Below are 25,620 nucleotides of genomic sequence, written 5' to 3'. Positions count from 1 at the left end.
CCGGATAGAACCACCCTAGCACGACAAAGGGGAGCCGCCTGGCCATGAAGACCCGCGCCGCCGTCGCCTGGGAGGCAAACAAGCCGCTCAGCATCGAGACCGTGGACCTCGAAGGCCCGAAGCCCGGCGAGGTTCTGTTGGAGATCATGGCAACGGGCGTCTGCCACACCGACGCCTACACGCTGTCCGGCCTGGATTCCGAGGGCAAGTTCCCCTGCATCCTCGGCCATGAGGGCGCGGGCATCGTGCGCGAGGTGGGAGCCGGCGTGACCAGCGTCCGCCCGGGCGACCACGTGATCCCGCTCTACACGCCCGAATGCCGCAACTGCAAAACCTGCCTGTCCCAGCGCAGCAACCTCTGCACAGCCATCCGCGGCACCCAGGGCCAGGGCCTGATGCCGGACGGCACCTCGCGCTTCTCCTGCGAGAACCCGAACAAGCCGATGTGGCATTACATGGGCTGCAGCACCTTCTCGAACTTCACGGTGCTGCCGGAGATCGCGGTGGCGAAGGTCCGTGAGGACGCGCCCTTCGACAAGATCTGCTACATCGGCTGCGGCGTGACCACCGGCATCGGTGCCGTGATCTACACGGCGAAGGTGCGGCCCGGCTCCAACGTGGTGGTGTTCGGCTTGGGCGGCATCGGGCTTAACGTGATCCAGGGCGCGCGGATGGTGGGCGCGGACCGGATCATCGGCGTCGATCTCAACCCCGGTAAGGTCGAGATGGCCAGGAAGTTCGGCATGACGCATTTCGTCAACCCGGACGAGGTCGGCCGCGACAAGGTGGTGCAGGCCATTCAGGACCTCACCGACGGCGGCGCCGACTACTCCTTTGAATGCGTCGGCAACATCCACACCATGCGGCAGGCGCTGGAATGCTGCCATCGCGGCTGGGGCGAGAGCATCATCATCGGCGTCGCGCCTTCAGGCACCGAGATCTCCACCCGCCCCTTCCAGCTCGTCACCGGCCGGGTCTGGAAGGGCTCCGCCTTCGGCGGCGCGCGCGGGCGCACGGACGTGCCGAAGATCGTGGACTGGTACATGGAGGGGAAGATCGACATCGACAGCCTGATCACCCACACCATGCCGCTCGACCGCATCAACGACGCCTTCGACCTCATGCATGAGGGCAAGTCGATCCGGAGCGTGGTGACCTTCTAGTCCGGCGTCCGGCCCCGCTCTTCCCTCGCCCGCGCGGCTGCCAGCCGCCGGGCGAGGCGTGGATCGTCGGGCAGAGGCGGCTTCGGCGCGAAATCCGCGAAAGCGCGCGCCATCTCGGTGTAGCTGCGGTCCATGCCGCCGCCGCTTATGGTCACATGGCCGAAGTTCAGCCCGCGGTTACCCCAGCTCATCAGGCGCTGGACGAGGGATGGCGGATGCGCCGAGGGATCCTTCAGCCAGACTGTCACGTAATCGCTCATGAGGTAGCGTCGCCGCTGCCAGCGCTCCACCGCGTCCCAGGGAATGGTCTGCTCCGACCATCGGCTCCAGGTCACCCCGGCCTCGTCGACGATCAGGAGGGGCCGGCTCTGCAGCGCGAGTCGCAGATTGATGGCCATCCACGCCAGCAGTGGGGTCACCACCAGCACCGCAAAAATCTTCAGTCCGAGCGGCGAGGCTGGATGGACGATCAGCGCGGCAGTGATGGCTGAGATCAGCGGTGCCAAGCCGGCGATCAGCACTATGCTTCCGCGGCGGTTCGGATAGGCGACGAAGGGTGGGCGGTGCGGCTGCATCGGGCGGTTCACCAACTGTAGCGCAGGGCAGAGTGGAAAAGGCCCACGCAGGCCACTGCCGACACCGCGCAGAGAAGCACCGTGGCGACATTCTTCAGCCATTCATGCCGGCTCTGGTCCTCGCCGACATACCATTCCGTAGCCCGCCGCAGCGAAGGCTGCGCGAGCGCCCAAACTCCGTACAGCCCCGCGAGGATGACGGCCCCGATCTCCTTCTGCTCCAGCTGGCTCCAATCGGACGGCGCGAGAAAGCCCATGGCGGCCCCGCCCACGGTGCAGAGAATGAGCACAAAGCCGACGCCAATCCCGCGCCAGTCCGAGAGGTCGCGTTCCGTCATCCCCATGGCATCGGCAAGGAATGCGGCCGAAATGGGAACGGCCCGATCACGAGGCCGCGCGTGGGCGGCCGCGGCTCAGCCAGGCACGCAGCCTGCCGGCAGCGCGGCCGCATGGTCAAAGATGGCGCCTGACGTGGTGATCCACACCGCGTCGCGCTGCGAAGCCAGATGGGCGAGAGCTTGCCGGAGTGCCCGCATCCGATAGGGCTGCCCTACGATATAGGGATGCAGCGCAATGCCCATGACCTGGGCGAGGCCGTCTCGGGTCTGGCGCAGCCGCTCCTCGAAGTCCTCCACGATCATCTCCGCAAACTGCGCCGCGCCATCCTTGCGTGCGACGATGGAGGGAATGTCGTTCACCTCTTGAGGGTACGGGATGGCCAACAGCGGGCCATGCTTCGTTCTGTGCCAGATCGGCTGGTCGTCGCTGCACCAGTTCAGGGTGTAGCGGTACCCTGCCTCGGCCAGCAGGTCGGGTGTCGCATGGCTCTCGGCGATCCACGGCGAAAGCCAGCCGCGCGGTGCCACTCCTTCCTTGGCCGCCATCTTGGCCGTGGCACCCGCGATCATGGCGCGCTCCTCAGCCTCGGGCATGGTGGACTGGCGCTCGGAATTCGTGCGTCCGTGACCGGCCATCTCGTCGCCCCGGGCACGGTGCGCGGCCACCAGTTCCGGCGCGTGATCGTAGATGGCGCTGTTCAGCAGCACGGTGCAGGGCAGAGAGAGTTCGTCCAGCGTCTCCAGCAACCGCCAGGCACCCACGCGATTGCCGTAGTCGCGCCAGGCATGGTTCAGCACGTCCGGTTGCGGCCCGCCGGGCGCCAGCTCGGCACCCAGTCCCTCCCCATAGGCGAAGTGCTCAAGGTTCACCCCAAGGTACACGGCCAGCCGCGGCCCGCCCGGCCAATGCCATTGCGGGCGGCCACGCCAGGGGTGGTAGCCGTGCCGGCCATGGGTCGGGAGCATGGGGGAACCTCGTCGCGAAAGGGCAGGAGGTGAATGCAGATGCCGTGCCGCATTCCGCCGGCCGCCTGTTTGCCCTAGAACACCGGCCATGCCTCCCCGCGCCGGCCAAGACCCCCGCCGTGACCCTGGCCGTGCCCTACTTTCCGCCGCTGCGCGAGAGGGGCGGTCGGCCCTGATGCCGCCGATCCTGCTCGGGCTGGCCGGAACCGCCTGCGGCATCGCGCAGGCCTGGCTGCTGGCCACCCTTCTCGCCGCGCTGCTCGGCCTGGATGCTGCAGGTTGGGGAACGCTGGCCGGCGCCGCAGGCCTTGCCTTGCTGCAGGTGGCCCTGAATGTCGCGCAGGAGGCCATGGCAGCCCGGGCCGGCGAGGCTGCCCGCGCCACCCTACGCCGCCGCCTGTTCGGCCGCCTCCTTGCCGAGCCGCCTTCCAGCCGCCCTGCCGGAGAGGGCGCCGCGCTCGTCGTCGATCGCGTCGAGGCGATGGAGGGCTATTTCGCGCGCTGGATCCCGGCCGCTGCCCTCGCCTTCGCGGCCCCGCTCGCCGTCGCCCTTTCCGCGGCGGCGGCCGATACGCTGAGCGGCATCATCCTAATGGCCGCTGGGCTGATGGTGCCCGTCGGCATGGCCCTGTCCGGCATCGGCGCCGCCGTCGCCAGCCGCCGGCAGTTCGATTCCCTGCAGCAGCTTTCCGGCCGTTTCCTCGATCGCATGCGCGGCCTGCCCACCCTTGTGCTGTTCCGGCGGCAGGAAGCGGAGGCGCGCGCGCTGGATGCCGCCGCGCAGGAACTGCGGGCACGCACCATGCGCGTCCTGCGCCTCGCTTTCCTCTCCACCGGCGCGCTGGAGCTGATCGCAGCCGCCGTTCTGGGCTGCCTGGCCTGGCGTCACGGCAACCTGGCGGCCGCCGGCCACCCGGCGCCGGTTGCGGCACTGTTCTGCCTGCTCCTGGTCCCTGCCTTCTTCGCGCCGTTCCGCGCCTTCTCCACCGCCTATCACGAGCGCATGTCGGCCCAGGGCGCCGCCTCCGCCCTCGCCCCCATCCTGGCCGCGGAGCCGCCGGCCGGACTGAAGCTCGAGGAGGTGCCGCCGAGCGTGACGCTGGTGGTGGATCACCTCTCCCACCGCCCGGACCCGGCGCGGCCCATGGCGCTGGACGACGTCTCCTTCCGCGTGCTGCCCGGCGAGACGCTCGTGCTCTCCGGCCCCTCTGGCGCGGGCAAGTCCACGCTCCTGAAATTGCTGATGGGCTTCTCGGCCCCGGATGCCGGGCGGATCGCGCTGAATGGTCGGGACGGCCTGGCCCTGGCGCCTGCCGAGCGCCGGCGTCTGATCGCCTACCTGCCCCAGCGCCCGGTGCTGCTTCGCGCCACCATCCGCGAGAACATCCGCCTCGCCCGACCCGATGCAGATGACGCTGCGGTCGACGCCGCTGCGCGCGCCGCGCAGGTCAGCAGCTTTACGGACGAGTTGCCGGCTGGGCTGGACACCGTGGTGGGCGAAGGCGGGCATGGCCTGTCAGGCGGCCAGCGCCTTCGTGTGGCCCTTGCCCGTGCCTTCCTGCGCGACGCCCCGATGGTGCTTCTGGACGAACCAACGGCCCATCTCGATCCCGCCACCGAGGCGCTGGTTCTGGACAGCCTGCTTCGCCTCTGCACGGGCCGCACAGCCGTGATCGCCAGCCATTCCGCGGCTCTGCGCGCCCGCTTCTCCAAGGTCCTGGAGTTGCGTGAAGGGCGCGTGGTGCCACAGCGCCGGGCGGCCAACATATGAGCGCCGCCCGCGATCTCCTCCGCATTCTCGGCCTGTGGCGGTCCCGCGGGGGCTGGCTCACCCTTGGGGCGCTGGTGGCCTGCGCCTCGGCGTTAGCCGGTCTCGCCCTGCTGGCCCTGGCCGGCCAGGGCGTGTCGGAGGGCCTCGCGACCGGCACCCTTGCCGGCGCCGGGTCGCTCCTGCTGCTGCGCCCGCTCATCCTGATCCGCCCGCTGCTGCGCTGGGCCGAGCGTATGGCGACCCATGAGGCGACCTTTCGCGCCCTGGCTGACACCCGCACCTGGTTCTTCCGCCGCCTCTCCGCGCGCCTCTCCGCCGGGCCGGGGCTGACGCGCTCGGGCGACCTGTTAGGCCGGCTGGTGTCGGATGTGGAAGCACTGGACGGGCTCTACCTCCGCGCTCTCGTGCCCATGGCAGCGGCGTCGGCCGTGGTTCTGGCGGTGGCCGTGATCCTTGGTCGCCTCTCGCCGGTGCTGGCCGCGATCGTTGCCGTCCCTCTGGCACTCGCCCTGCTGCTCCCTGTACTGATTGCTCCCTTCGCGGCCCGTGCCGCGGCCACCGCAGCCAATGCGACCGGCGCCCTGCGCGCCGAAGCGGTCGAACCCTTGATCGCGATGGAGGACATCCTCGCCGCGAATGCCGAGCCTCGTGCCCTGGCACGGGTCGAGAACGCCGCGGCCGGAATGGACGCGGCGCGGCGCCGACTGACCCGGGCGGGCTCCCTCGGAGCCGCGACCGGCTCGCTCCTCACCCAGGCTGCACTGCTCGGTGCCCTGGCCTGGGGACTTGCGACCGGTGGCACGCAGGCGGGCGCAGTGGTCGTTGCGCTATTCCTGGTCCTTGCGGCCACCGACGCACTGGGCGCGCTGCCCCGCGCCGGCGCCGCCCTGGCGCTTGCCGGCGCCGGCGCCCGGCGCCTGCTCGAGGCGGCGGACGAGCCAGTGCCGGTGCCCGACCCGCCCGCCTCTCTGCAGGTGGACGCGCCGAAGAGCCACGCCATCGCCATTCGCGGGCTGCGCTTCGCCTGGGCGCCGGATCGTGCGCCGGTCTTCGACAACCTCGCGCTCGATCTTCCCGAAGGCGGCCGCATCGCCCTTCTCGGCCCGTCCGGCGCGGGCAAATCCACACTGGCCGCGCTGCTCCTCAAGCTGGCCGCGCCGCAGGCGGGGCAAATCACCCTGGGTGGCGTCGATTACATGAACCTCACGGCCGACGACGTGCGCATGAGCATCGCCTGCCTGACCCAGGACGCGACGCTGTTCGACGACAGCATTGCGGCCAACCTTCGCGTTGCGGCCCCAGAGGCGCCGGATGCCAGCCTGTGGGATGCGCTGGAGCGCGCCCGAATTGCAGACCTGATCCGCGCCCTTCCGGAGGGCCTGGATACCCGCTGCGGTGAGGCCGGCGCCCGCTTCTCCGGCGGCCAGGCCCGGCGGTTCGCCCTAGCCCGTGCCCTGCTCTCCCCCGCCTCAGTCATCATCCTCGACGAACCCACCGCAGGGTTGGACGCCGCGACCGAGCGCGCCTTCCTGGAGACACTGGACACTGCCCTGGGCGGGCGCAGCGCTATCCTCATCACCCATCGCCTAATCGGGGTGGAGCGGCCAATGCGGATCCTGCGCCTCGCCGGCGGGCAGGCCCTGCCGGCCATGTCCTGAAAGGACATCCCTCGGCCGCAACAGGAAGGTCAACACCCGCGCTCGTTGCGCGGGCGTGCCCTGTCGCGGCGCCCCTCGCTGCCCCATCTGATCGCAACACCATGCACCGCCCCAACCACAATGCCGTGTCCCTTCCGGAACGGATTGACCGAATCTTCGCGCGCTCCGCATTCGTGGCCCGTCACCGCCATGAGGCCTCTCCCGATGCGTCGCTCGTTCCTCGCGCTCTTTGCGCTGCCTCTGCTGTCCGCCTGCATGGGGGACAACCTGCCGGAACAGCCCCGGCGCGTGGTCTTCTTCACGGATACGAGCACGCAGCTGGACGGGGCGGCGCAGGCGGTTGTGGCGGATGCAGCGGCGCTGGCGAACCGCAATCCCATGGTTCCCGTGCGGGTGACAGGTTTCGCCGATCCGGACGGAAACCGAGTGCGGAACGAGGCGCTTTCTCAGGCCCGCGCGCAGAACGTCGCGTCGGCCCTGCGCGCGAACGGGGTGGCGCCGGCCCGCATTGCGGTCGCCGGGCTTGGCGAGGTGGCAATCCCAGGTGGGCCGACCGGCAGCCGCCGGGTCGAGATCCAAGTCGGGCCGTAAGCCCTTCCTCGGGATGCGCGGCGGGTCGGCCATGAGCGCCGATCCCCGCGCCGTCCTGCACGATGTCTTCGGGTTCAGCGACTTCCGCGGTCGCCAGGCGGAGATCGTGGAGCACGTCACCTCCGGCGGCTCCGGCCTCGTGCTGATGCCGACCGGTGGCGGCAAGTCGCTCTGCTACCAGGTGCCGGCGCTGTGTCGCCCAGGGCTCGGCGTTGTCATCTCGCCCCTGATCGCGTTGATGGAGGATCAGGTCGCTGCGCTGCGTCAGCAGGGCGTGGCCGCCGCCGCCCTGCACTCGGGTCTGGACGAGGAGGAGCGGCGTCAGGTCTCGCTCGACCTCGCTAATGGACGCCTGAAGCTTCTCTACGTCTCGCCCGAGCGGCTTGCGGTGGAAGGCACGGCGGAGCGGCTGGCGCGGCGCGACCTCGCGCTGTTCGCGGTGGACGAGGCGCATTGCATCTCCGCCTGGGGCCATAACTTCCGGCCGGAATACCGGATGCTCAGCATGCTGGCCGAGCGCTTCCCCGAGGTGCCGCGCGTAGCCCTGACCGCGACCGCGGACGCCCGGACCGTGGACGACATCCGGGAGCGCCTTTCCCTCACCCACGCGCCGGTCTTCCGCGGCAGCTTCGACCGCCCGAACATCCGCATTGAGGTTGCCCCGCGCGACAACGCGATCGCCCAGATCTCCGGCTTCATGGATGAGGCTGATGACGGGCGCGGTGCGGGCATCATCTACTGCCCCAGTCGGGCCGAGACCGAGCGCACCGCCGCACGCCTGAAGAAGGAGGGCTTCGACGCGCTCCACTACCACGCCGGCATGGAGGCGTCGGATCGCCGCGCGGCTGAGCGCCGCTTCTCCTCGGGCGATCCCGTGGTGATGGCAGCCACTATCGCCTTCGGCATGGGCATCGACCGCCCCGATGTTCGCTGGGTGGCCCATCTCGCGCTGCCGGGCGGGCCGGAGAGCTGGTACCAGGAGATCGGCCGCGCCGGCCGCGACGGAGCCCCGGCCCGCGCCATGCTGCTCTACGGCGCCGAGGACATTGCGGTGGCCCGCCGCCGTATTGCTGAAAGCCCTGCCGCCGACACGCAGAAGCGGCTGGACCATGAGCGGCTCGATCGCCTTGTCGCCATCGTCGAGAGCGCCACCTGCCGCCGCCGCCTGCTGCTGCGCTGTTTCGGCGACGACCTGCCCCAGGACTGCGGGAACTGCGACGCCTGCCTCAACCCTCCACGGCTGGTGGACGCCACCGAGGCCGCCCGGAAACTGCTCTCTGCCGTGCACCGGACCGGAGGGCGCTTTGGCCTGGGCCATGTGGTGGATGTGCTTCGCGGGAAGGAGACCGAGAAGGTCGGTTCCTTCGGACATGACAAGCTGACCGTCTTTGGCATTGGGCGCGACGTGGCAGAGGGCGCGTGGCGCAACATCGCGCGCCACCTGCTAGCCCGCGGCGCGCTGGAGATGGCGAGCGACACCAACCTGCCAATCTATCAGGCTACCGAGGCCGCACGCCCCATCCTGCGCGGGGAGGTGCCGGTGATGCTGCAAGAATCGGCCCTGCGCGAAGCCGCCCGGGCCTCCCGCCGCCCGCGCCAGGGCCGCGCCGCTTCGGTCGCCGCCGCGGGCTTCACGGGCAGTTCTGCAGAGGCTGGGGTGTTCGAGGCCCTGCGGAATTGGCGAAAGGAGGAGGCGACGCGGCAGTCCGTTCCGGCCTATGTCATCTTCCCCGACCGGACCCTTGCCGACATTGCGGCACAGCGCCCGCGCTCGCTGGACGACCTGGCCGATGTCCACGGCGTCGGCGCGTCGAAGCTCGACCGCTACGGGCTGGATGTTCTGCGGGTATTGCGGGACGCCTGACGAACCCGGCGAAGGTGGCGCACCCTGAGGGACTTGAACCCCCAACCAACCGGGTAGAAGCCGGTTGCTCTATCCAGTTGAGCTAAGGGTGCCTGGCCGGCCCAGGGGCCAGCTCAACGCGTATGGCGGTTCAATGTGTCCAGTTCTCGGGACGGTCCGTGCGAAAGTTGTCCGCGTATGACTTCGGGCGCAGCGCCGGACGCTGGCGGCGAGCTTCCACCTCATAGGGAATGCCCTGGCCCTTCGCATAGGCAATGGCATCGTCCAGCGTGTCGAAGCGAAGGCTCACCTGACGCTGCGTGTCGCCCGAACCCCACCACCCCGTCAGCGGGTCGATCCGATTGGGCTCGCCAGGGGCGAATTGCAGCACCCACTCGTCCGTGCGGGCCTGGCCGGAGGACATGGCGCTCTTTGGCGGCGAATAGATGCGGGCGATGCCCATGCTCGGCACTCCAGTCAGCCTTTCCGCCGGCCATGGGGCCGGGGGACGTCTTGTCAATTCGGGGCGGCGGGATTCGAACCCACGGCCTCCTGTACCCAAAACAGGCGCGCTACCAGGCTGCGCCACACCCCGTGAGACCCGGCGCAACCTATTGGGGCGGCGGCCCGGGCGCAATGCCCGGGAAGCCGGCCGCGGCACAGCTCACGCGGCCGGGATCGCCTCCAGCCCGCCCATGAAGGGCCGCAGCACCGGAGGGACCACAATCGATCCATCCGCCTGCTGGTGCGTCTCCATCACAGCGATCAGCGCGCGACCAACCGCGACGCCCGAGCCATTCAGCGTGTGCAGGAACTGGTTACCCTTCCCCTCCCGCGGCTTATAGCGGGCGTTCATCCGGCGTGCCTGGAAGTCCCGGCAGTTGGAGCAGGAGGAAATTTCCCGCCAAGCTCCCTGCCCCGGCAGCCAAACCTCCAGGTCATAGGTCTTTGCCGCGCCGAAGCCGGTGTCGCCGGCGCAGAGCACAATCCGGCGCCAGATCAGCCCCAGCTCCGTCAGCACCCGCTCGGCGCAGCGGGTCATCCGCTCGTGCTCTTCGGATGAGGCGTCCGGGGCGGTGATGGCCACCATCTCCACTTTGGCGAACTGGTGCTGGCGGATCATTCCACGCGTGTCGCGGCCGGCCGAGCCCGCCTCGGAACGGAAGCAGGGCGAAAGGGCGGCGAGTCGAAGAGGCAGCGCGGCCTCGGGCAGGATTTCGTCCCGCACGGTGTTGGTCAGTGGCACCTCGGCCGTCGGGATCAGCCAGCGGTCATCGGTCGTGCGGAACAGGTCATCGGCGAATTTCGGCAGCTGGCCCGTGCCGTACATGCTGGCATCGTTCACCAGAAGCGGCACCACCGTCTCGGTGTAACCGTGCTCTTCCACATGCAGATTGAGCATGTACTGGCCGATGGCGCGCTCAAGCCGGGCGAGATGGCCACGCAGGACGGTAAATCGACTGCCGGCCAGCTTCACGGCCGTGGCGAAGTCCATTCCCCTCAGCGCCTCGCCCAGTTCGAAATGCTGCTTGGGCGTGAAAGGTAAGTCCGGCACTTGGCCGTGCTGGTGGAGCACGACATTGGCGCTCTCGTCAGCGCCTTCCGGCACATCGGCGTCCAGCAGGTTGGGAAGGGCTTCCAGGATGCGGGTCTGTGCTTCCTCGGCGGCCTTCGCCTCCGAGTCCAGACCTTCCATGCGGGTGCGCAGCTCTGTCGCCTCGGCCTCAAGGTCGGTCGTGTCGCCGCCGGCCCGCTTGCCCTGCCCGATTTCCTTGGCCAGCGCGTTCCGGCGGGCCTGGGCCTCCTGTGCCGTGGTCTGAGCCGCGCGGCGCGCGGTATCGAGGCTCAGCAGCTCCGCGGAGACGGGCGCGAGGCCGCGGCGTGCGAGCGCGGCGTCAAACGCCGCCGGATCGGCGCGGACGGCGCGGATATCATGCATGAGAGAAGCCTCAGGTGACGGGCGGCTTGGGCTTTGGGTTCATCCACACGGCCGCCAGGATCGACAGCTCGTAGAGGATGATCAGAGGCACGGCGAGGCCGACCTGGCTAATGATGTCGGGCGGCGTCAGCACGGCCGCCGCCACGAACATCCCCACGATGGCGTAGCGCCGGCCGCGCCGGAGCTGGTCCACGCTGACGATACCGACGCGGGCCATCAGCGTCAGCCCCACCGGCAGCTGGAAGGCGACGCCGAAGGCCAGGATCATGTGCATGACGAGCGAAAGGTATTCTGAGACCTTCGCCTCGAGCTGCACGGGCAGGCCGCCGCCGCCAGTGGGTGTCTCGAAGGAGATGAAGAACTTCCAGGCCAGCGGGAAGATGAAGTAGTAGGCCAGCGCCGCGCCCATCACGAACAGCACCGGCGAGGCGATGAGGAAGGGCGTGATGACCTTCTTCTCGGACTTGTAGAGGCCGGGCGCGATGAACAGCCATAGCTGCGTCGCCCACACCGGAAAGCTGAAGAACACTGCGCCGAAGAACGCCACCTTCAGGTAGGTGAAGAAGGCCTCGTAGAGCGCGGTGAAGATCATCCGCCGCTCGCCGCCGCCCTGCTGCATCAGGATCTCGGCCAAGGGGCGTGCCAGGAAGCCGTAGATCGCCGTGGAGAAGTAGTAGCAGACCGCGAAGGCGATCCCGAAGGCGGCGATCGACCACAGAAGCCGCGTGCGCAGCTCAAGCAGGTGGTCGATCAACGGCATGGGCTTGTCGTCGATCGTGTCGTCAGCTTCGCGGGGCACTGGGGATGCGGCTCTTTATCAGGCGGTGTGGTTGGCGGAACGCGTGGGTGCTGCGGCGGCGACAGGCCCCGCGGGCGGCAGGACCGGCTCGGTGACGACAGCCGGCTCTGCGGGAATAGCGGCCGGCATGTCGGTCTCGGCCGTTGTGGCGGACACAGAGTCTGCCTCCGCCGGCTGCGGCCCTGGCGGGGTCGCGTCGGGCGTGTCTGCCGCGGCGCTCACCGCCGTCACTTCAGGCGCGGGGGTGGTGGCGTCCACCGGCGGCGCGCCATCAGGGAAAGACGACTCGGTGCCCGCAGCTGGCGCAGCATCCGAGGTAGGCGGTGGCGGAGCGCGGAACGGATCGTCACGGAAGGTGCGGGTGATCTCGCCATCCGCATCCACGTGCTTCTCAATCGTGGACTTCAGGTCGAAGTTCCGGATGTCGCGGATCTGGTCGCGTACATCCTCCAGCTTCGCCTCGCGCACCACCTCATCCAGGTGCCCCTGGAACTCGCCGGCCATGCGGCGCAGCTTCTGGATACCACGGGCGACGCCGCGGACGGCGTCCGGAAGGTCCTTCGGACCGATCACCACCACCGCCACGACGGCGATCAGCGCGATCTCGGACCAGGCGAGGTCGAACATGTCTCTCCGATCACCCGGGCCGGGGAGGCCGGCGCCCTGGGATGGGCATCGGCCGGTCCCGCGCGGGGCCGTCTCCGTTAGCAGAACTCGCCCGCACGACAAATGGGGCGGAACCGCAAGATGGGGCCGCAAGGGGCGGTATGGAAGCGGAGTAACCGTCCGTCGCACGGGCCGGCGACCGGACGGGACGACTCAGCGGGCGACTGGGGCGGGTTCCGGCAAGGGCAGCCCCGGCTCGGGCATCAGCTCCTCTCGGCGCGGGAGATCCCGCAGAGAGGCCAGGCCGAACTGCTCCAGAAAGCGAGGGGTGGTGGCCCAGAGAGTCGGCCGGCCCGGAGCCTCCTTTTTCCCGCGGGGCGCGACCAGCCCATTCTCAAGAAGTGTCTCTAGGGTGGTCTGCGAGAGGGCGGTGCCGCGAATCTCCTCGATTTCGGCGCGGGTCACCGGCTGGTGCCAGGCGATGATGGCCAGCGCCTCCATGGCCACGCGGGGCAGCCGGCGGGGCACCTCCACCACGCGGGTCAGGGCGGGGGCAAGGTCCTCGGCGGTGCGGAAAGCGTAGCCGCCGGCCACGTTCACAAGTTGCACCCCCCGGCCCTCATAGGTCTGGGCGAGAGCTGCCAGCGTTGCTGCGGCCTCCACCCCGGGCGGCAGGAGCGGCGCGAGACGTGCGGCGGTGACGGGAGTTGCCGAAGCGAAGACCAGCGCCTCGGCGATGCGAAGCGCCTCAGGCGAGGGGGGCGCGCCCGGGAGGGTGTCCTCGCTCTCACCAGGTCTGGGCATCGCTGCAAGATCGCCTCCCGAGGCGTCCTCATTGGCGGTGCCTAAATCACCGAAACTTCCTTCCAAGGCGTCGTTCTCGGCGGTGCCGCCCAGATCTTCCGCGACACCCTCGTCTCCGGCCGAAACCTCGTCCGACTCCTCTGCCGCCCTCAAGGCAGGTTCGTCAGCCTCGGCTGCGCCCATAGGCGTCCCCGACGCAGAGTCGATCTCGTTCGGCGGCTCCGCCGCTTCGGCCATCACTGCCTCCCCATGCAGCGGCACCGTCTCGGCTTCAGCCGTTACGGGTTCCTCGGGATCAGGCGGCGTCGGCATCGCGGCTCTCCGGGGGGCTGGGGGCGCCGCTCGGCGGGCGCAGCATGATCGGTGAGAACGGGGCGTCCTGGCGCAGCTCGGCCAACCCCGTCTTCGCCATCTCGAGCCCTGCGATCAGCGTGCTGGCCAGGGCGGCCCGGCGCTCCACCGGATCCATCTCGGCCTCGGGCAGGAAGCCGGAGAGCTCGGCCCATTCCGGGATCCGGCCGACCAGCCCACGCAGGCGAGAGAGGGCGTCCTGAACGGTCCAGAGCCGGCGTGGTCGGGGGCGGTACGGGCGACGGGCAGCGGCGCGGCGCAGCACGTCGGAATAGGCACGCAGCAAGCCCGGCAGATCCGCGGCCAGGGCTGAGCGGTCCTCCAGCACCAGGCTCTCGGGCGCGCCGCGCGCCATGACGTCGCGGCCGAGAAAGGGGCGCCCGGCGAGCCACGCAGCGGCCTCGCGCATCCGTTCCAGCTCACGCAGCCGTTCGGCCAGCGCCTCGGCGAGCGACTCCGCGTCCTCCTCCGCCTCCGGGTCGTCCGGCAGCAGCAGGCGAGACTTCAGCCAGGCGAGCCACGCGGCCATGACCAGCCAGTCCGCCGCCAACTCCAGCCGCACGCGCCGCGCACCCTCGATCACGGCCAGGTACTGATCCACGAGGGAAAGGATGGAGATCTTGGCGATGTCCACCTTCTGCGAGCGGGCGAGGTCCAGCAGCAGGTCGAGCGGCCCCTCGAAACCCTCCAGCGTGACGACGAGTGCAGGCCCCTCCCCGCTCATCCGCCATGCCCGGTGAGGCTGAGAATCAGGCGAGCGGCTGGAAGGGCGACGCTGCTGACAAGCGAGCGCAGCGGGTCGAAGCCCGGCACGGCCATGGGCAGCACGAAGATCAGCCCCAGCACGATGAACAGTCCGAAGCGCTCAAGCCGCAGGTAAGGGATGCCGACTGCGGGCGGTAGTAGCCCGCCAACGATCCGCCCGCCGTCGAGCGGCGGTACTGGCAGGAGATTGAAGGCAGCCAGCACAAGATTGCCGATGAGGGACAGGATGAGGAAGCTTTCCAGCCAGTCCAGCAAGTTGTCGCCGCCCAACCCCTGCAACGGGTGCAACAGCAGGGCTGCGGCGAAGGCAAGGACGATGTTCATCGCCGGTCCCGCGGCGGCCACCAGCACCATGCCGAAGCGCGGGTTGCGCAGCTGCCGGATGTCCACCGGCACCGGCTTGGCCCAGCCGAACATCACGTCCACCCGGCCGGTCAGCGTGAGCTGGGAGATGAGGAGGATCGCCGGCACCAGCAGAGTGCCGATCGGGTCCACATGTCGCAGCGGGTTCAACGAGAGGCGACCCATCCGGGCTGCGGTGTCGTCCCCCAGCGACCGCGCGGCATAGCCGTGCGCGGCCTCATGCAGGGTGATGGCGAAGATCGCGGCCAGGGCCGCGGCCGCGAAGTCCGGGAGCCAGTCCATGCGCCCGTCAGGCGTCCGTCAGGGTGTGCGGCGCTGCGGAGGCGGGCCTTGCGGCCGCGGCGGCGCGGGCTGGCGGACGGGCAGCGAGGGCAGCTGTCCGCGCCGCCTGCATCCGTTCCTCGGTGCGTTCAGTCAGGGCTGGGCAATCGCGCAGGAGAGCCGCCGTGTCGGCCAGCACGCCGTTGCAGTGAAGGACCAGGTCGCAGCCCGCCGTCAGCGAAGCTTCGGCCAGGTTGCCCGCGAAGCCGCCCAGCGCGCCCATGACAAGGTCGTCGGAGACCAGCACGCCATCGAAGCCGACCTCGCCCCGGATGGTGCCCTTGATGAGACGCCGGGACAGGGTGGCGGGCAGGTCCGGGTCGATGGCGGTGTATGTGACATGGGCCGTCATCGCCCAAAGGTGCCGGCCGGCATTACGTGCGCAGACCGTGCGGAAAGGCGCGATGTCCGCGGACAGCGTCGCGGCGTCAGCCTCGACTCGCGGCAAAGCGAAGTGGCTGTCCGAATCGGCGCGGCCATGGCCGGGGATGTGCTTGATCACGGGGGTGCAGCCGGCGGCCATCAGCCCCTCGATCCAGGCTTCGCCCAGCCTTGATACCTCGGCAGCGTCGGCTGAAAAAGCGCGATCGCCGATGACATCGTGCGCGCCGGGCACCCGAAGATCGAGGCAAGGGGCGCAGACCACGTCCAACCCCATGGCGGCGCAATGAGCCCCGAGCAACGCGGCGCTGGCGCCGGCGCGAGCCTCAGGCTCGCCCTCGAATAGCGCGGGCGGTGGGAAGGCGGGCCAGTAGGGCGGGCGCAGGCGAGCAACACGGCCGCCCTCCTGGTCCACCAGGATGGGCGCCCTCTCCCCCAGGATCTCCCGGATGGCCATGGTCAGCCCCGAGAGCTGCATCGGGTTGTCGACATTGCGGCGGAACAGGATCACGCCGACGGGCGGGGTGGCGCGCAGCAGCGCCGCCTCCTCCACTGTCAATGACAGGCCCGACAGGCCCGTGACGGCCGCGCGCGCCCTCATCCGCCGATCACGGCGCAGGGCGCACCCTTGGCCTTGGCCGAGACGCAGAGGGCCTCAGCCGATTTGGCGTCGGGCAGGCCGCTGGTGCGGATGCGCCACATCGGCGGCAGGTCGCCGCGATCGACACGGCTGATCTGGGGCTGGCGACCCGCCAGCTCGGGGATGCGGCTCTGCAGCCGTGCCCACTCGCCCTGAGCCGCCTCCTCCGTTGTAACGGCCCCGAGCTGCACGACGAAGCGGCCACCGCGGACGGGCGCGTTGGACGGCAGGGCCGGTGGGGTGATCGCCGGCACCTGCTGGACGGGTGCCGCAGCCGGCTGGGGCGGGGTAGCGGCCTGCTGCACCGGGGTGGCGGCGGGCGGTGCCGCCGGACGCGCCGGCACTCCCGCAGGGTTGCCCGCGCCCAGGCTTGGGTTCGGAAGCGGGGGCCTGGACGGCACCGCGTCGGGCTGCACTGCCGGCAGGCTGGCGACGGCAGGCGCCGCCTGGCTGGCCGCCTGCTGCGCGGCGAGCTGGGCCGCCTGCTGCTGCGCGGCCTGCTGAGCGGCCTGCTGGGCAGCGAGCTGCTGAGCCCGGGTGGCGGCCTGGCGCAGAGCAGCCACATCCGGCCGCTCCGGCTCGGGCGTAAGCCGGGGCTGGGCGGCGGTGGACGCGCCAGTGCCGCGGCGCTGGCTCTCAAAGATGCGTTCGTCCTGATTGGCGACGCGCAGCCCGCCGGGATCATCCGGCTTGATGCGGACCGGGCGGGTGTCGGCCTCGATCGTCGGCACGCCGCGGTTCACTGCGCGCGAAACGCCCCAGACCACGCCGCCCCCGACCGCCGCCGCCGCCAGCACCGCCCCCGACACCGCAACCATGCGCCAGGGCACCTGAAAGCCCGCCCGCTGCGGGCGGACCCGATAGCTCGGAACCGTAAAATCGCTCACCGCATCTCCTCGACCGGCGTCACCCCCATGACCGCGAGTCCCGAGCGGATGACGGCAGCCGTTGCCGCGACAAGGGCAAGCCTCGCGCGCGTGGCCTCCGGTTCCCCGTCCCGGATGAAACGCAGGGTCGCGTCCTCGCGTCCCTTGTTCCACAGTAGATGAAAGTCGGCGGCCAAGTCATGGAGAAAGAACGCGATCCGGTGCGGCTCCCGCGCCAGGGCGGCGCCTTCCACCGTGCGCGGCCAAGCGGTAAGGCGGCGGATCAGCGTCATCTCGCCAGGATCGGTCAATGCGTCGAGCGGAGCCGCCGCCAGATCGGCCAGTGCCGGATCACCCGCCTGCCGCAGTACGCTGCGGCAGCGGGCATGGGCGTACTGGACGTAGAAGACCGGGTTGTCGCGGGACTGCTGGACGACGGCGTCCAGGTCGAACTCCATCTGCGCATCAGCCTTGCGAGTCAGCATGGTGAAGCGGACCGCGTCGCGCCCGACCTCGTCGATCAGGTCGCGCAGCGTGACATAAGTACCGGCGCGCTTGGACATGCGGACGGGCTGGCCGCCCTTCACCACTTTCACGATCTGCGCCAGCACCACGTCGAACAGCACGGGCTTCTCGGCCGAGAGCGCAGCGACGGCGGCCTTCATGCGCGGCACATAGCCACCATGGTCGGCGCCCCAGACATGCACCAGCTCGTCGAAGCCGCGCGCGATCTTATCGGCGTGGTTGCCGATGTCGTTCGCGAAATAGGTGTTGGTGCCGTCGCTCTTGCGTAAAGGACGGTCCACGTCGTCGCCGAACTCGGTTGAGCGGAACAGGGTCTGCTCGCGCGGCTCCCAATCGTCCGGCAGCTTGCCCTTGGGTGGCTCGAGCACGCCCTCATAGACCAGCCCGCGCCCCGAGAGATCGGCGATGGCTCGATCGGCGGCGCCGCTCTTCACGAGCGACGCTTCGCTGATGAACACGTCGTGCCGCACGCCGAGCCCCGCGAGATCCTCGCGGATTTCGGCCATCATCGCCTCCACGGTGAACTCACGCACGGTGTCGAGCCAGAGCGGCACGTCCGCCGGCCTGGCGCCGGGCGCGAGAGTGTCGCCGAACCTCTCCTTCAGCGCCTCTCCGACGGGCACAAGGTACTCGCCCCGGTACTGCAGCCCACCCGGGATCTCGGCCGAGAACTCCTCCTCGGTCAGTGCCGTGCCGATTGCCTGCAGGTATCGCCAGTACGCCGCCCAGGCGAGCGCCTGCACCTGCGCGCCGGCATCGTTGATGTAGTATTCCTTCGTAACCGCCCAACCCGCCTTCGTCAGCAGGTTAGCCAGCGCGTCGCCCACCACAGCGCCGCGGCAATGGCCGACATGCATCGGACCCGTCGGATTGGCAGAGACGTACTCGATGTCGACCTTACGCGCGCCCCCGGTGGTGCCGTCGCCGTAAGCCTCTGCGGCCTGCAGCATGATGGGAAGTTGCCCCCGCAGGAGCGCCTCCTCGAGCCTCAGGTTCACGAAGCCCGGGCCGGCCGGGGCGGCGCTCACGATCCCCTCGCGCGCGGCGAGGCGCGCGGAGAGATCCTGAGCTACCTTTTGTGGTGGCATCCGCGCAGGCTTGGCCACCACCAGCGCGGCATTGGTGGCCATGTCGCCGTGGCTGGCGTCGCGGGGCGGCTCCACCAGCACGCGCGTCAGCAGCTCCTCGGGCAAGTCGGGGAGGAGCGCACGGAGCTCGGCCAGCACCGCCTCGCGGACCGTGCGGAAGATGTCGTGGTTCATGTCAGGATCAGCCGGGAATGTTGGGGTCCGTCAGGCGACGGTGCTCTTCGAGCGCGAACTTGTCGGTCATGCCCGCCAGCCAGTCGCAGACTGCGCGGGCGGCGGTGGCGGAACCAGGCTCCCCCGCGCGCTGTGACCAGACGGGGGGAAGCATGTCGGGCTGGCCATGCAGCAGCGAGAACATCACCTGCAACACGCGCTTGGACTTCAGCGCGGTGCGGTTGACCCGCCAGTGGCGGTACATCCGCCCGAACAGAAACTCACGCGTCTCCTGGTTCAGCGCGCGCATGCGGTCCGAGAAGACGACAACGGGCTGCGAGGCGGCGCGGATGTCGGAGGCGCTCTTCGGTCGCAGCGTCTCGATACGCCGGCGCGTCTCCTCGATCACATCGTTGATCATCAGGTTGATGACGCGGCGGATAATCTCGGCGGCCACGCGATCGGGTGGGGCTCCGGCCGGGATGGCATCCATCGCCTGGTCACGCGCCATGGCAACCAGTGGCAGCCGGCACGCCTCCTCCAGCGTGAAAAGCCCGGCGCGCAGGCCATCGTCCAGATCGTGGTTGTTATAGGCAATGTCGTCTGCAATCGCCGCCGCCTGCGCCTCGGCGCTGGCATGGAGGTGCAGCTCCAGATCATGGCGGGCGGAGTATTCGGCGATATAGGGTGGCGGGCGGCGCAGCGGGCCGTTGTGCTTTGCCAGCCCCTCCAGCGTCTCCCAGGTCAGGTTCAGCCCGTCATAGCCTGCATAGCGCTGCTCCAGCAGCGTGACGGCCTTCAGCGACTGGGCATTGTGGTCGTACCCGCCCCAGGCCCGCATCACGCCGTTCAGCGCCTCCTCCCCGGCATGGCCGAAAGGGGGATGGCCGAGGTCATGGGCAAGGGCCAAGGCCTCGGCCAAATCCTCGTCCAGGTGAAGCTGGCGCGCCAGCGAGCGGGCGATTTGCGCCACTTCGATGGAATGAGTCAGCCGGGTTCGGAACGCGTCGCCCTCGTGAAAGACGAAGACCTGCGTCTTGTACTGCAGCCGCCGGAAGGCCGTGGAATGGATGATACGGTCCCGGTCCCGCTGGTAGGGGGAGCGTCCGCCGCCGGAATCCTCAGGGAAGAGGCGGCCGCGCGACTCCCCCGGCTGCACCGCCCAGGGAGCAATTCCGTGGGCGGGGCCGTGCGGGCTGCGGCCGGCCTCGGGCGCGGCATGGGGTTCGGGGGCATCCATGGTTCGGGCGGGGCCGTAGCACCCGGCCCGCGCGGGCGGCAAGGCTAGGCTCTGCTGGCGGAGGACTGGTGCGACGGCCCGCCGGCCCCTTGCCGGTTGGAGACGCCGGGCGGAGCGCCTATCTTACAATCAAGATTCGCCTGACAGCCCGAGGTTCTCTCCCATGCCGGATGGCAGCATCGCCTCTACCCCCTTCTCCGTGACCCCGGCCGCGCTAGCCCAGGTGGCCGAGATCGCGGCCGCCCAGGGGAAGCCCGAGGCTGGGTTGCGCCTGGCAGTCGAGGCCGGAGGCTGCTCCGGCTTTCAATACAAGTTCGACCTGGCCGATGCGCCGGAGCAGGAGGACCTGGTCATCGAGAACCGGGTCTTTATCGATCCCGTCTCGCTCGATCTGCTGCGCGGCGCACAGCTGGATTGGGCGGACGAGCTGATCGGCGCGCATTTCAAGGTCACCAACCCGGTCGCCGTCTCCGGCTGCGGCTGTGGCGTCTCCTTCTCGGTCGGCTGACCCCTTCCCTTGCGCCTCTGCACCTTCAACGTGAATTCGGTTCGCAAGCGCGAGCCGCATCTCCGCCGACTACTTGAACGGCACGCCCCCGATCTCGTGTTCCTGCAGGAATTGAAGTGCAAGACGGAGGAGTTCCCGGGGCTGGAGCTCTCGGGGATGGGCTACCGCTACCACGCGGTTGGCCAGCATGGCGGGCGGAACGGCGTGGCCGTCGTCGGGCGGATCCCCTTCGAGGTGGTGGACGAGGCACTGCCCGATGGCGCGGATGACACCCATGCCCGCTTCATCGAGGTGCGCGCGGCCGGGATGAACATCGCGGGCATCTACCTGCCCAACGGTAATTCCGGCGGTGCCGAGGGTTATGCCTACAAGCTCTCCTGGATGGAGCGACTGCGGCGCCGCGTGGCCGAGCGGCTGGACAGCTTCACCCCCTATGCCGTGCTGGGCGACTTCAATGTTTGCCCGACCGACGAGGACATGTCCCCCGGCGCTCTGCCGCCGACCGATGCGCTGGTACGGCCGGAGACCCGCGCCGCCTATCGCGCGATCGCCCATCTCGGCATGACCGACGCGTTGCGGGCCCTGCACCCGCAGGATGCGCCCTGGACCTACTGGGATTACGGCCCGGCGTTCGAGGCCAATCGCGGCCTTCGGATCGACCACGCCCTTCTCAGCGCTGAACTGGCGGAACGACTGACCGGGGCGACGGTGGATCTGGCGGCGCGGTCGGAAGAGAGCCCTTCCGACCACGCCCCGGTGCTGTTCGACCTGGCGGACTAGGCGTCCCTGCCCGCTAGACTTTCCGAAAGGTCAGCACCAGCACGTCCCGATGCCCTGGCTTCGCCGTGTCGATCGGGCGGATGGGGGTCACGCCGTGCATTACCCGCCGGTCATCCAGCAGCACGGCGTCACAGGGGTGGGATAGCGTAAAGCTTGCCGCCTCTCGCCCATCGATCTGGATGCCGGTCACCCCACCATCCACGTTCTCGCGGCCGATCATCATGACCATGACATAGTCGACCCCGTCGGAATGCATCCCTTCGGGCGTCGGCTTCCCGGCCTCGTCCGGACGGGCCTCGATGCGGAACTGGTGGACCTCGATGTTCCAGCTGGCACCGGGGGCCAAGCTGTCGAAGACGGCCCGAGCGCCGGCGATCAAGGCGGCCAAGGCGGGGCCGTCCCCCACCGCCGGGACAACCGGCTCGAACCAGCGATCGATGCCGCCATTCAGCGCGTTGAAGCGGGTCGCCTGGTAATGCGGGCCGTCAGGCGCACGGGCAATCGGCTTGCCTGACGGGGCGGTGAAGATGGCGTGCCGGCGCAAGCGGTATCGGCCGCCATCGGCCATGAAACCATCCGGGCGCAGGTCGTCCCAACTGGCGGCGAACCGGGCCCATTCGGGGCCGGAGAGCGCGGCACCGGACGCGTCGAAGCGGGTGCGGGCCTCCTCGCCCGTCAGCGCGACGTAGCCCGGCTCGGCAATGGTGGCTGCGAGATCGGTCATGGCTCCCGCGCGGCCTCCATGACCTGCCGCATGCGGGCGACGGCGGCGGGCAGCCCGTCGAACAGTGCCTGACCCATAAGGAAATGGCCGATATTCAGCTCCACCACCTCTGGGATCGCGGCGAGGAGCGGGGCGGTCTCGTAATCCAGCCCGTGGCCAGCATGGCATTCCATGCTCAACGAGGACACAAGCCGCGCGGCTTGGGTGAGGCGCGACAGCTCGCGGTCCTGCATCCGGCCCGGCGCAGCCTCGCAAAAGGTGCCGGTGTGCAGTTCCACCGCGCGTGCGCCGAGGCGGGCAGCGGCCTCGACCTGTTGCTGGTCCGGGTCGAGAAAGAGCGAGACGCGGATGCCGGCCTCCACCAGCGCGCGAACGACGGGTGCCAGCGCCGCCTCTTGCCCCGCCGCGTCCAGCCCGCCCTCAGTGGTCAGTTCCGCGCGTCGCTCGGGGACGAGGCAGCAGGCATGGGGGCGAAGTTCCAGGGCAATGGCCTGCATCTCCGCGGTGGCGGCCATCTCCAAATTGATCGGGGCGGTGAGCGTCGCCCGCATGGTCCGGCAATCGGCATCGCGGATGTGGCGGCGATCCTCGCGCAGATGGATGGTTATGCTGTCCGCGCCGCTCGCGAGGGCGAGCTGGGCTGCCGCCAGCGGATCGGGATGCGCCCCGCCGCGAGCATTCCGCAGGGTGGCAATGTGGTCGACATTCACGCCGAGGCGGATGGGGGTCATGCGGCGGCTTCCTGGAGGCGGCGGGCGGCCATCTCGGCCGCGAGGCGCAGAGCGGCGATGAGGCTGCCCGGATCGGCAATGCCCTGGCCGGCGATGCCGAAGGCGGTGCCATGGTCGGGTGAGGTGCGGACGATCGGCAGGCCAAGCGTGACATTCACCCCGCCATCCATGTCCAGGGTTTTGATCGGGATCAGCGCCTGGTCATGATATAAGCAGAGCGCCGCATCGTAAGTCGGACGGGCGCGGGCGGTGAACATGGTGTCGGGCGGCAGCGGGCCGAAGGCATCCACCCCGGCGGCACGCAGAGCGGCGATAGCCGGCACGACAAGGCGCGGCTCCTCATCGCCCATCGCACCCTCCTCCCCCGCATGGGGATTTAGCCCGGCCACCGCTATGCGGGGGCTGGCGATGCCGAAGCCCTGCCGCAGCCCATCCGCCAATGCCAGGCCTGTGCGGATGATTTCATCGGTCGTCAGCATGTCCAGCGCCTGCCGAAGCGAGACATGAATGGTCACCGGGACGACCCGCAGCATGGGCGAGGCCAGCAGCATGACCGGCGCTGCCGCCGTGCCAGTCAGCGCGCCCAGGAACTCGGTATGACCGGGAAAGGCAAAGCCGGTGCGGTAGAGGGTTGCCTTGCTGATCGGGTTGGTCACAACCCCGCCCACCTGCCCGGCCTGTGCCAGGGCAACAGCGCGCTCGATGGAGCCGAGCACGGCCGGCGCATTGGCCGGGTCGGGCCGCCCTGCAACCGGTGGCGCCGGGCAGCGGATCGTCATGACCGGCAGGCGATCCGCAAAGATGGCCGCAGCCTCTTCTGGCCCCGAGACCTGGGCGATCGGCACGTCCCAACCCAGCGTAGCGGCAATGCCGGCAAGCCGGGACGGGTCGTCCAGCGCGACGAAAGCAGGTCCCTCCCCCCGCAACCGCGCCCATGCGGCCAGGGTGAGTTCCCCGCCGATCCCGGCAGGATCTCCCATGGTGAGAGCGAGGGGCGGTGCGACGTTCATGCCGGGCAGACTGGCACGGCGCCGATCCGCGCGGCATCCCTCGCGCGGATCATGGCTGGCCCGTTCCGGTCAGATATCGGCGTAGACGTGGGTTTCCGCCGCTCCGCCGGGATGGGTGACGGCACCGAGATGGGCCGGGCCGACCAGCTGGGCATATTTCCACAGAGCACCGGCGTTGTAGTCGGTGCCGCGCGGCTTCCACTCCGCCCGGCGCCGTGCCAGCTCCTCCTCCGGGAGATCCACGTCAATCGTGCCCTTCTCGGCATCGATGACGATGCGGTCACCATCCTTGAGCAGCGCGATCGGGCCGCCGACGGCCGCCTCCGGCCCGACATGGCCGATGCAGAAGCCGCGGGTCGCGCCGGAGAAGCGGCCATCGGTGATCAGCGCCACGTCGCTGCCGGCACCTTGTCCATACAGGGCAGCGGTGGTCGAGAGCATCTCCCGCATGCCCGGGCCGCCCTTGGGCCCTTCGTAGCGGATGATGATCACATCACCCTTCTTGTAGGCGCGCTGGTCCACGGCGGCGAAGGCGTCCTCCTCGCAGTCGAAGCACAGCGCCGTGCCCTCAAAGCGCAGCTCCTTCATGCCGGCGATCTTCACGATGGCACCGTCCGGGGCGAGATTGCCCTTCAGACCGACCACGCCGCCGGTCTGGCTGATCGGGTCGGAGACCGGGCGGATCACGTCCTGGTCCTTCGGGAAGATCACCTCGCGGTGGTTCTCGGCGAGCGACTTGCCGGTGACGGTCAGGCAGTCGCCATGCAGCAGCCCGGCATCGAGCAGCGCCTTCACGATCACGGGGATACCGCCAATCTTGTACACGTCGAACGCGACGTAGCGGCCACCCGGCTTCAGGTCGCCGATATAGGGCGCCTTGCGCATGATCTCGGCAACGTCGTGCAGCGTGAAAGGGATGCCGGCCTCATGCGCCATGGCCGGCAGGTGCAGCGCGGCATTGGTGGAGCCCCCCGTGGCGCCGACGATCAGGGCCGCGTTGTACAGGCTCTCGCGCGTGACGATGTCACGCGGGCGGATCTTCTTGCGCAGCAGCTCCATGACCGCACGGCCGGATTCCACCGCCCACTTGTCGCGGTCCTCATAGGGCGCCGGGGCGCCGGCCGAACCGGGCAGCGCGAGGCCAATCGCCTCGCTCACGGTCGCCATGGTGTTCGCCGTGAACTGGCCGCCGCAGGCGCCGGCGCTCGGGCAGGCCACGCATTCCAGTTCGTGCAGATCCTCGTCGGACATGCGGCCGGCGGCGTGCATGCCCACCGCCTCGAACACGTCAACGACGGTGACATCCTTGCCCTTGTAGGTGCCGGGCAGGATTGAGCCGCCATACATGAACACGCTCGGCACGTTCAGCCGCAGCATGGCCATCATCATGCCCGGCAGCGACTTGTCGCAGCCGGCCAGCCCAACCAGCGCGTCGTAGCAATGGCCGCGCATGGTCAGCTCCACCGTGTCCGCGATGGCGTCGCGGCTGGCCAGCGAGGACTTCATGCCCTGATGGCCCATGGCGATGCCATCCGTGACCGTGATGGTCGTGAACTCGCGCGGCGTGCCATGGGCGTGCTTCACCCCGGTCTTTACGCTCTGCGCCTGACGGCTGAGGGCGATGTTGCAGGGCGCCGCCTCGTTCCAGCAGGTCGCCACCCCGACCAGCGGCTGGTCGATCTCCTCCTCCGTCATGCCCATCGCGTAATAGTAGCTGCGGTGCGGCGCGCGCTCGGGTCCGACCGTCACATGGCGGCTGGGAAGGCGGGACTTGTCCCAGGTCTGATCGGCCATTCGGCGTTTCCTTGTTCCGGGCGGGCTATATCCCGCAACATTATGGCGGTCGCAACCGACTACCGCGCAATTCAGCCCTGCCCGGCGGGGGGTTTGTCCGGCTCGCACAGGACGCACCCTGCGCAGGAGCCGACCGTGCATCACACGGACGCTCAGGTCGTCCCGGCGGGGAGCACTGTACAGGCCGGGAAAGCCGTAACTCAGCCCGACAACCTAGGCCAGGACCTTCGCCGATCTTGATAAGGCGAAAACCTCTTCCGGCAGTCGTTCCTGCCCGCGCCAAGCCTCCGTCGGTGGATCGGCTTGGCATGGGCCTGGCCGACGCGG

General features: G+C 69.5%; 25 protein-coding genes and 2 tRNA genes. 7 read left to right on the top strand and 20 right to left on the bottom strand.

Annotated features, from left to right (window positions below):
* The first annotated feature begins 44 nt into the window (after positions 1-44).
* Positions 45-1,163 carry an S-(hydroxymethyl)glutathione dehydrogenase/class III alcohol dehydrogenase gene (locus ACVBD7_RS07210; RefSeq protein ID WP_458096812.1) on the top strand — a complete coding sequence of 373 codons (1,119 nt, stop codon included), beginning with the start codon at positions 45-47 and terminating at the stop codon, positions 1,161-1,163.
* Here ACVBD7_RS07210 and ACVBD7_RS07205 read toward each other — a convergent pair.
* The 3 genes from ACVBD7_RS07205 to ACVBD7_RS07195 form a co-directional block, all read right to left on the bottom strand.
* Positions 1,160-1,684, bottom strand: a complete 525-nt coding sequence (locus tag ACVBD7_RS07205; RefSeq protein ID WP_458096811.1) for a hypothetical protein — start codon at positions 1,682-1,684, stop codon at positions 1,160-1,162. The two genes, ACVBD7_RS07210 and ACVBD7_RS07205, sit on opposite strands and share 4 nt — an antisense overlap.
* 62 nt (positions 1,685-1,746) lie before the next feature.
* Positions 1,747-2,076, bottom strand: coding sequence for a hypothetical protein (locus tag ACVBD7_RS07200; RefSeq protein ID WP_458096810.1), 330 nt, complete (start codon positions 2,074-2,076; stop codon positions 1,747-1,749).
* A 75-nt stretch (positions 2,077-2,151) separates the two neighbouring features.
* Entirely contained in the window at positions 2,152-3,042 is an 891-nt protein-coding gene (locus ACVBD7_RS07195) for a polysaccharide deacetylase family protein (RefSeq protein WP_458096809.1), read from the bottom strand.
* 175 nt (positions 3,043-3,217) lie between these two features.
* Here ACVBD7_RS07195 and cydD point away from each other — a divergent pair, with 175 nt between their 5' ends.
* From cydD to recQ, 4 genes are all read left to right on the top strand, one after another.
* Positions 3,218-4,813 (top strand): thiol reductant ABC exporter subunit CydD, encoded by a 1,596-nt coding sequence (cydD, locus tag ACVBD7_RS07190; RefSeq protein ID WP_458096808.1) that lies wholly within the window; start codon positions 3,218-3,220, stop codon positions 4,811-4,813.
* On the top strand, positions 4,810-6,471 hold the full coding sequence (gene cydC / locus ACVBD7_RS07185; protein WP_458096807.1) for a thiol reductant ABC exporter subunit CydC: 1,662 nt from the start codon (positions 4,810-4,812) through the stop codon (positions 6,469-6,471). Before cydD ends, cydC begins: the two co-directional genes overlap by 4 nt.
* Before the next feature lie 204 nt (positions 6,472-6,675).
* Positions 6,676-7,062 (top strand): OmpA family protein, encoded by a 387-nt coding sequence (locus tag ACVBD7_RS07180; RefSeq protein ID WP_458096806.1) that lies wholly within the window; start codon positions 6,676-6,678, stop codon positions 7,060-7,062.
* A gap of 31 nt (positions 7,063-7,093) precedes the next feature.
* On the top strand, positions 7,094-8,926 hold the full coding sequence (recQ, locus tag ACVBD7_RS07175; protein WP_458096805.1) for a DNA helicase RecQ: 1,833 nt from the start codon (positions 7,094-7,096) through the stop codon (positions 8,924-8,926).
* A gap of 15 nt (positions 8,927-8,941) precedes the next feature.
* Here recQ and ACVBD7_RS07170 read toward each other — a convergent pair.
* The 13 genes from ACVBD7_RS07170 to ACVBD7_RS07110 form a co-directional block, all read right to left on the bottom strand.
* Positions 8,942-9,018: transfer RNA gene (locus tag ACVBD7_RS07170), tRNA-Arg, on the bottom strand.
* A 38-nt stretch (positions 9,019-9,056) separates the two neighbouring features.
* A complete protein-coding gene (locus ACVBD7_RS07165; RefSeq protein WP_458096804.1) occupies positions 9,057-9,368 on the bottom strand; it encodes an ETC complex I subunit in 312 nt (103 codons plus the stop codon).
* 58 nt (positions 9,369-9,426) lie between these two features.
* Positions 9,427-9,500 (bottom strand) — tRNA-Pro (locus ACVBD7_RS07160).
* 69 nt (positions 9,501-9,569) lie between these two features.
* On the bottom strand, positions 9,570-10,844 hold the full coding sequence (gene serS / locus ACVBD7_RS07155; protein ID WP_458096803.1) for a serine--tRNA ligase: 1,275 nt from the start codon (positions 10,842-10,844) through the stop codon (positions 9,570-9,572).
* A gap of 10 nt (positions 10,845-10,854) precedes the next feature.
* On the bottom strand, positions 10,855-11,604 hold the full coding sequence (gene tatC, locus ACVBD7_RS07150) for a twin-arginine translocase subunit TatC (RefSeq protein WP_458097654.1): 750 nt from the start codon (positions 11,602-11,604) through the stop codon (positions 10,855-10,857).
* A gap of 57 nt (positions 11,605-11,661) precedes the next feature.
* Entirely contained in the window at positions 11,662-12,270 is a 609-nt protein-coding gene (tatB, locus tag ACVBD7_RS07145) for a Sec-independent protein translocase protein TatB (RefSeq protein WP_458096802.1), read from the bottom strand.
* Positions 12,271-12,462: 192 nt separating this feature from the next.
* Positions 12,463-13,365 (bottom strand): SMC-Scp complex subunit ScpB, encoded by a 903-nt coding sequence (gene scpB, locus ACVBD7_RS07140; protein ID WP_458096801.1) that lies wholly within the window; start codon positions 13,363-13,365, stop codon positions 12,463-12,465.
* Positions 13,349-14,128: a segregation and condensation protein A gene (locus ACVBD7_RS07135; RefSeq protein WP_458096800.1), complete on the bottom strand. Its 780-nt coding sequence runs from the start codon at positions 14,126-14,128 to the stop codon at positions 13,349-13,351. The genes scpB and ACVBD7_RS07135 overlap by 17 nt, the downstream gene beginning before the upstream one ends.
* Positions 14,125-14,814: a site-2 protease family protein gene (locus ACVBD7_RS07130; protein ID WP_458096799.1), complete on the bottom strand. Its 690-nt coding sequence runs from the start codon at positions 14,812-14,814 to the stop codon at positions 14,125-14,127. Before ACVBD7_RS07130 ends, ACVBD7_RS07135 begins: the two co-directional genes overlap by 4 nt.
* A gap of 7 nt (positions 14,815-14,821) precedes the next feature.
* Positions 14,822-15,835, bottom strand: a complete 1,014-nt coding sequence (nagZ, locus tag ACVBD7_RS07125; RefSeq protein ID WP_458096798.1) for a beta-N-acetylhexosaminidase — start codon at positions 15,833-15,835, stop codon at positions 14,822-14,824.
* Positions 15,832-16,761, bottom strand: coding sequence for an SPOR domain-containing protein (locus tag ACVBD7_RS07120; RefSeq protein WP_458096797.1), 930 nt, complete (start codon positions 16,759-16,761; stop codon positions 15,832-15,834). The genes nagZ and ACVBD7_RS07120 overlap by 4 nt, the downstream gene beginning before the upstream one ends.
* Complete coding sequence (gene argS, locus ACVBD7_RS07115) at positions 16,758-18,527, bottom strand: arginine--tRNA ligase (protein WP_458096796.1); 1,770 nt, start codon at positions 18,525-18,527, stop codon at positions 16,758-16,760. Before argS ends, ACVBD7_RS07120 begins: the two co-directional genes overlap by 4 nt.
* 7 nt (positions 18,528-18,534) lie before the next feature.
* Positions 18,535-19,746, bottom strand: a complete 1,212-nt coding sequence (locus tag ACVBD7_RS07110) for a deoxyguanosinetriphosphate triphosphohydrolase (protein WP_458096795.1) — start codon at positions 19,744-19,746, stop codon at positions 18,535-18,537.
* Positions 19,747-19,909: 163 nt separating this feature from the next.
* On the opposite strand from ACVBD7_RS07110, the gene ACVBD7_RS07105 reads away from it, so the two are divergent.
* Positions 19,910-20,254 (top strand): HesB/IscA family protein, encoded by a 345-nt coding sequence (locus tag ACVBD7_RS07105; protein ID WP_458096794.1) that lies wholly within the window; start codon positions 19,910-19,912, stop codon positions 20,252-20,254.
* A gap of 9 nt (positions 20,255-20,263) precedes the next feature.
* The gene (locus ACVBD7_RS07100; protein WP_458096793.1) at positions 20,264-21,034 is read left to right on the top strand and encodes an exodeoxyribonuclease III; all 771 of its coding nucleotides are present in this window, start codon (positions 20,264-20,266) and stop codon (positions 21,032-21,034) included.
* Between the two features lie 13 nt (positions 21,035-21,047).
* Here the strand turns inward: ACVBD7_RS07100 and ACVBD7_RS07095 are convergent, their stop codons facing one another.
* From ACVBD7_RS07095 to ilvD, 4 genes are all read right to left on the bottom strand, one after another.
* Complete coding sequence (locus ACVBD7_RS07095) at positions 21,048-21,758, bottom strand: 2OG-Fe dioxygenase family protein (RefSeq protein ID WP_458096792.1); 711 nt, start codon at positions 21,756-21,758, stop codon at positions 21,048-21,050.
* Complete coding sequence (locus tag ACVBD7_RS07090; protein WP_458096791.1) at positions 21,755-22,489, bottom strand: pyridoxine 5'-phosphate synthase; 735 nt, start codon at positions 22,487-22,489, stop codon at positions 21,755-21,757. The genes ACVBD7_RS07095 and ACVBD7_RS07090 overlap by 4 nt, the downstream gene beginning before the upstream one ends.
* Positions 22,486-23,499: a 4-hydroxythreonine-4-phosphate dehydrogenase PdxA gene (pdxA, locus tag ACVBD7_RS07085; protein WP_458096790.1), complete on the bottom strand. Its 1,014-nt coding sequence runs from the start codon at positions 23,497-23,499 to the stop codon at positions 22,486-22,488. Before pdxA ends, ACVBD7_RS07090 begins: the two co-directional genes overlap by 4 nt.
* A 69-nt stretch (positions 23,500-23,568) precedes the next feature.
* A complete protein-coding gene (ilvD, locus tag ACVBD7_RS07080; RefSeq protein ID WP_458096789.1) occupies positions 23,569-25,293 on the bottom strand; it encodes a dihydroxy-acid dehydratase in 1,725 nt (574 codons plus the stop codon).
* Between the last annotated feature and the right edge of the window lie 327 nt (positions 25,294-25,620).

This window comes from Roseomonas sp. WA12, from assembly GCF_054165765.1.
Note: the sequence above shows the minus strand (reverse complement) of the source record. Positions and strands in the feature narration are given on the sequence as shown.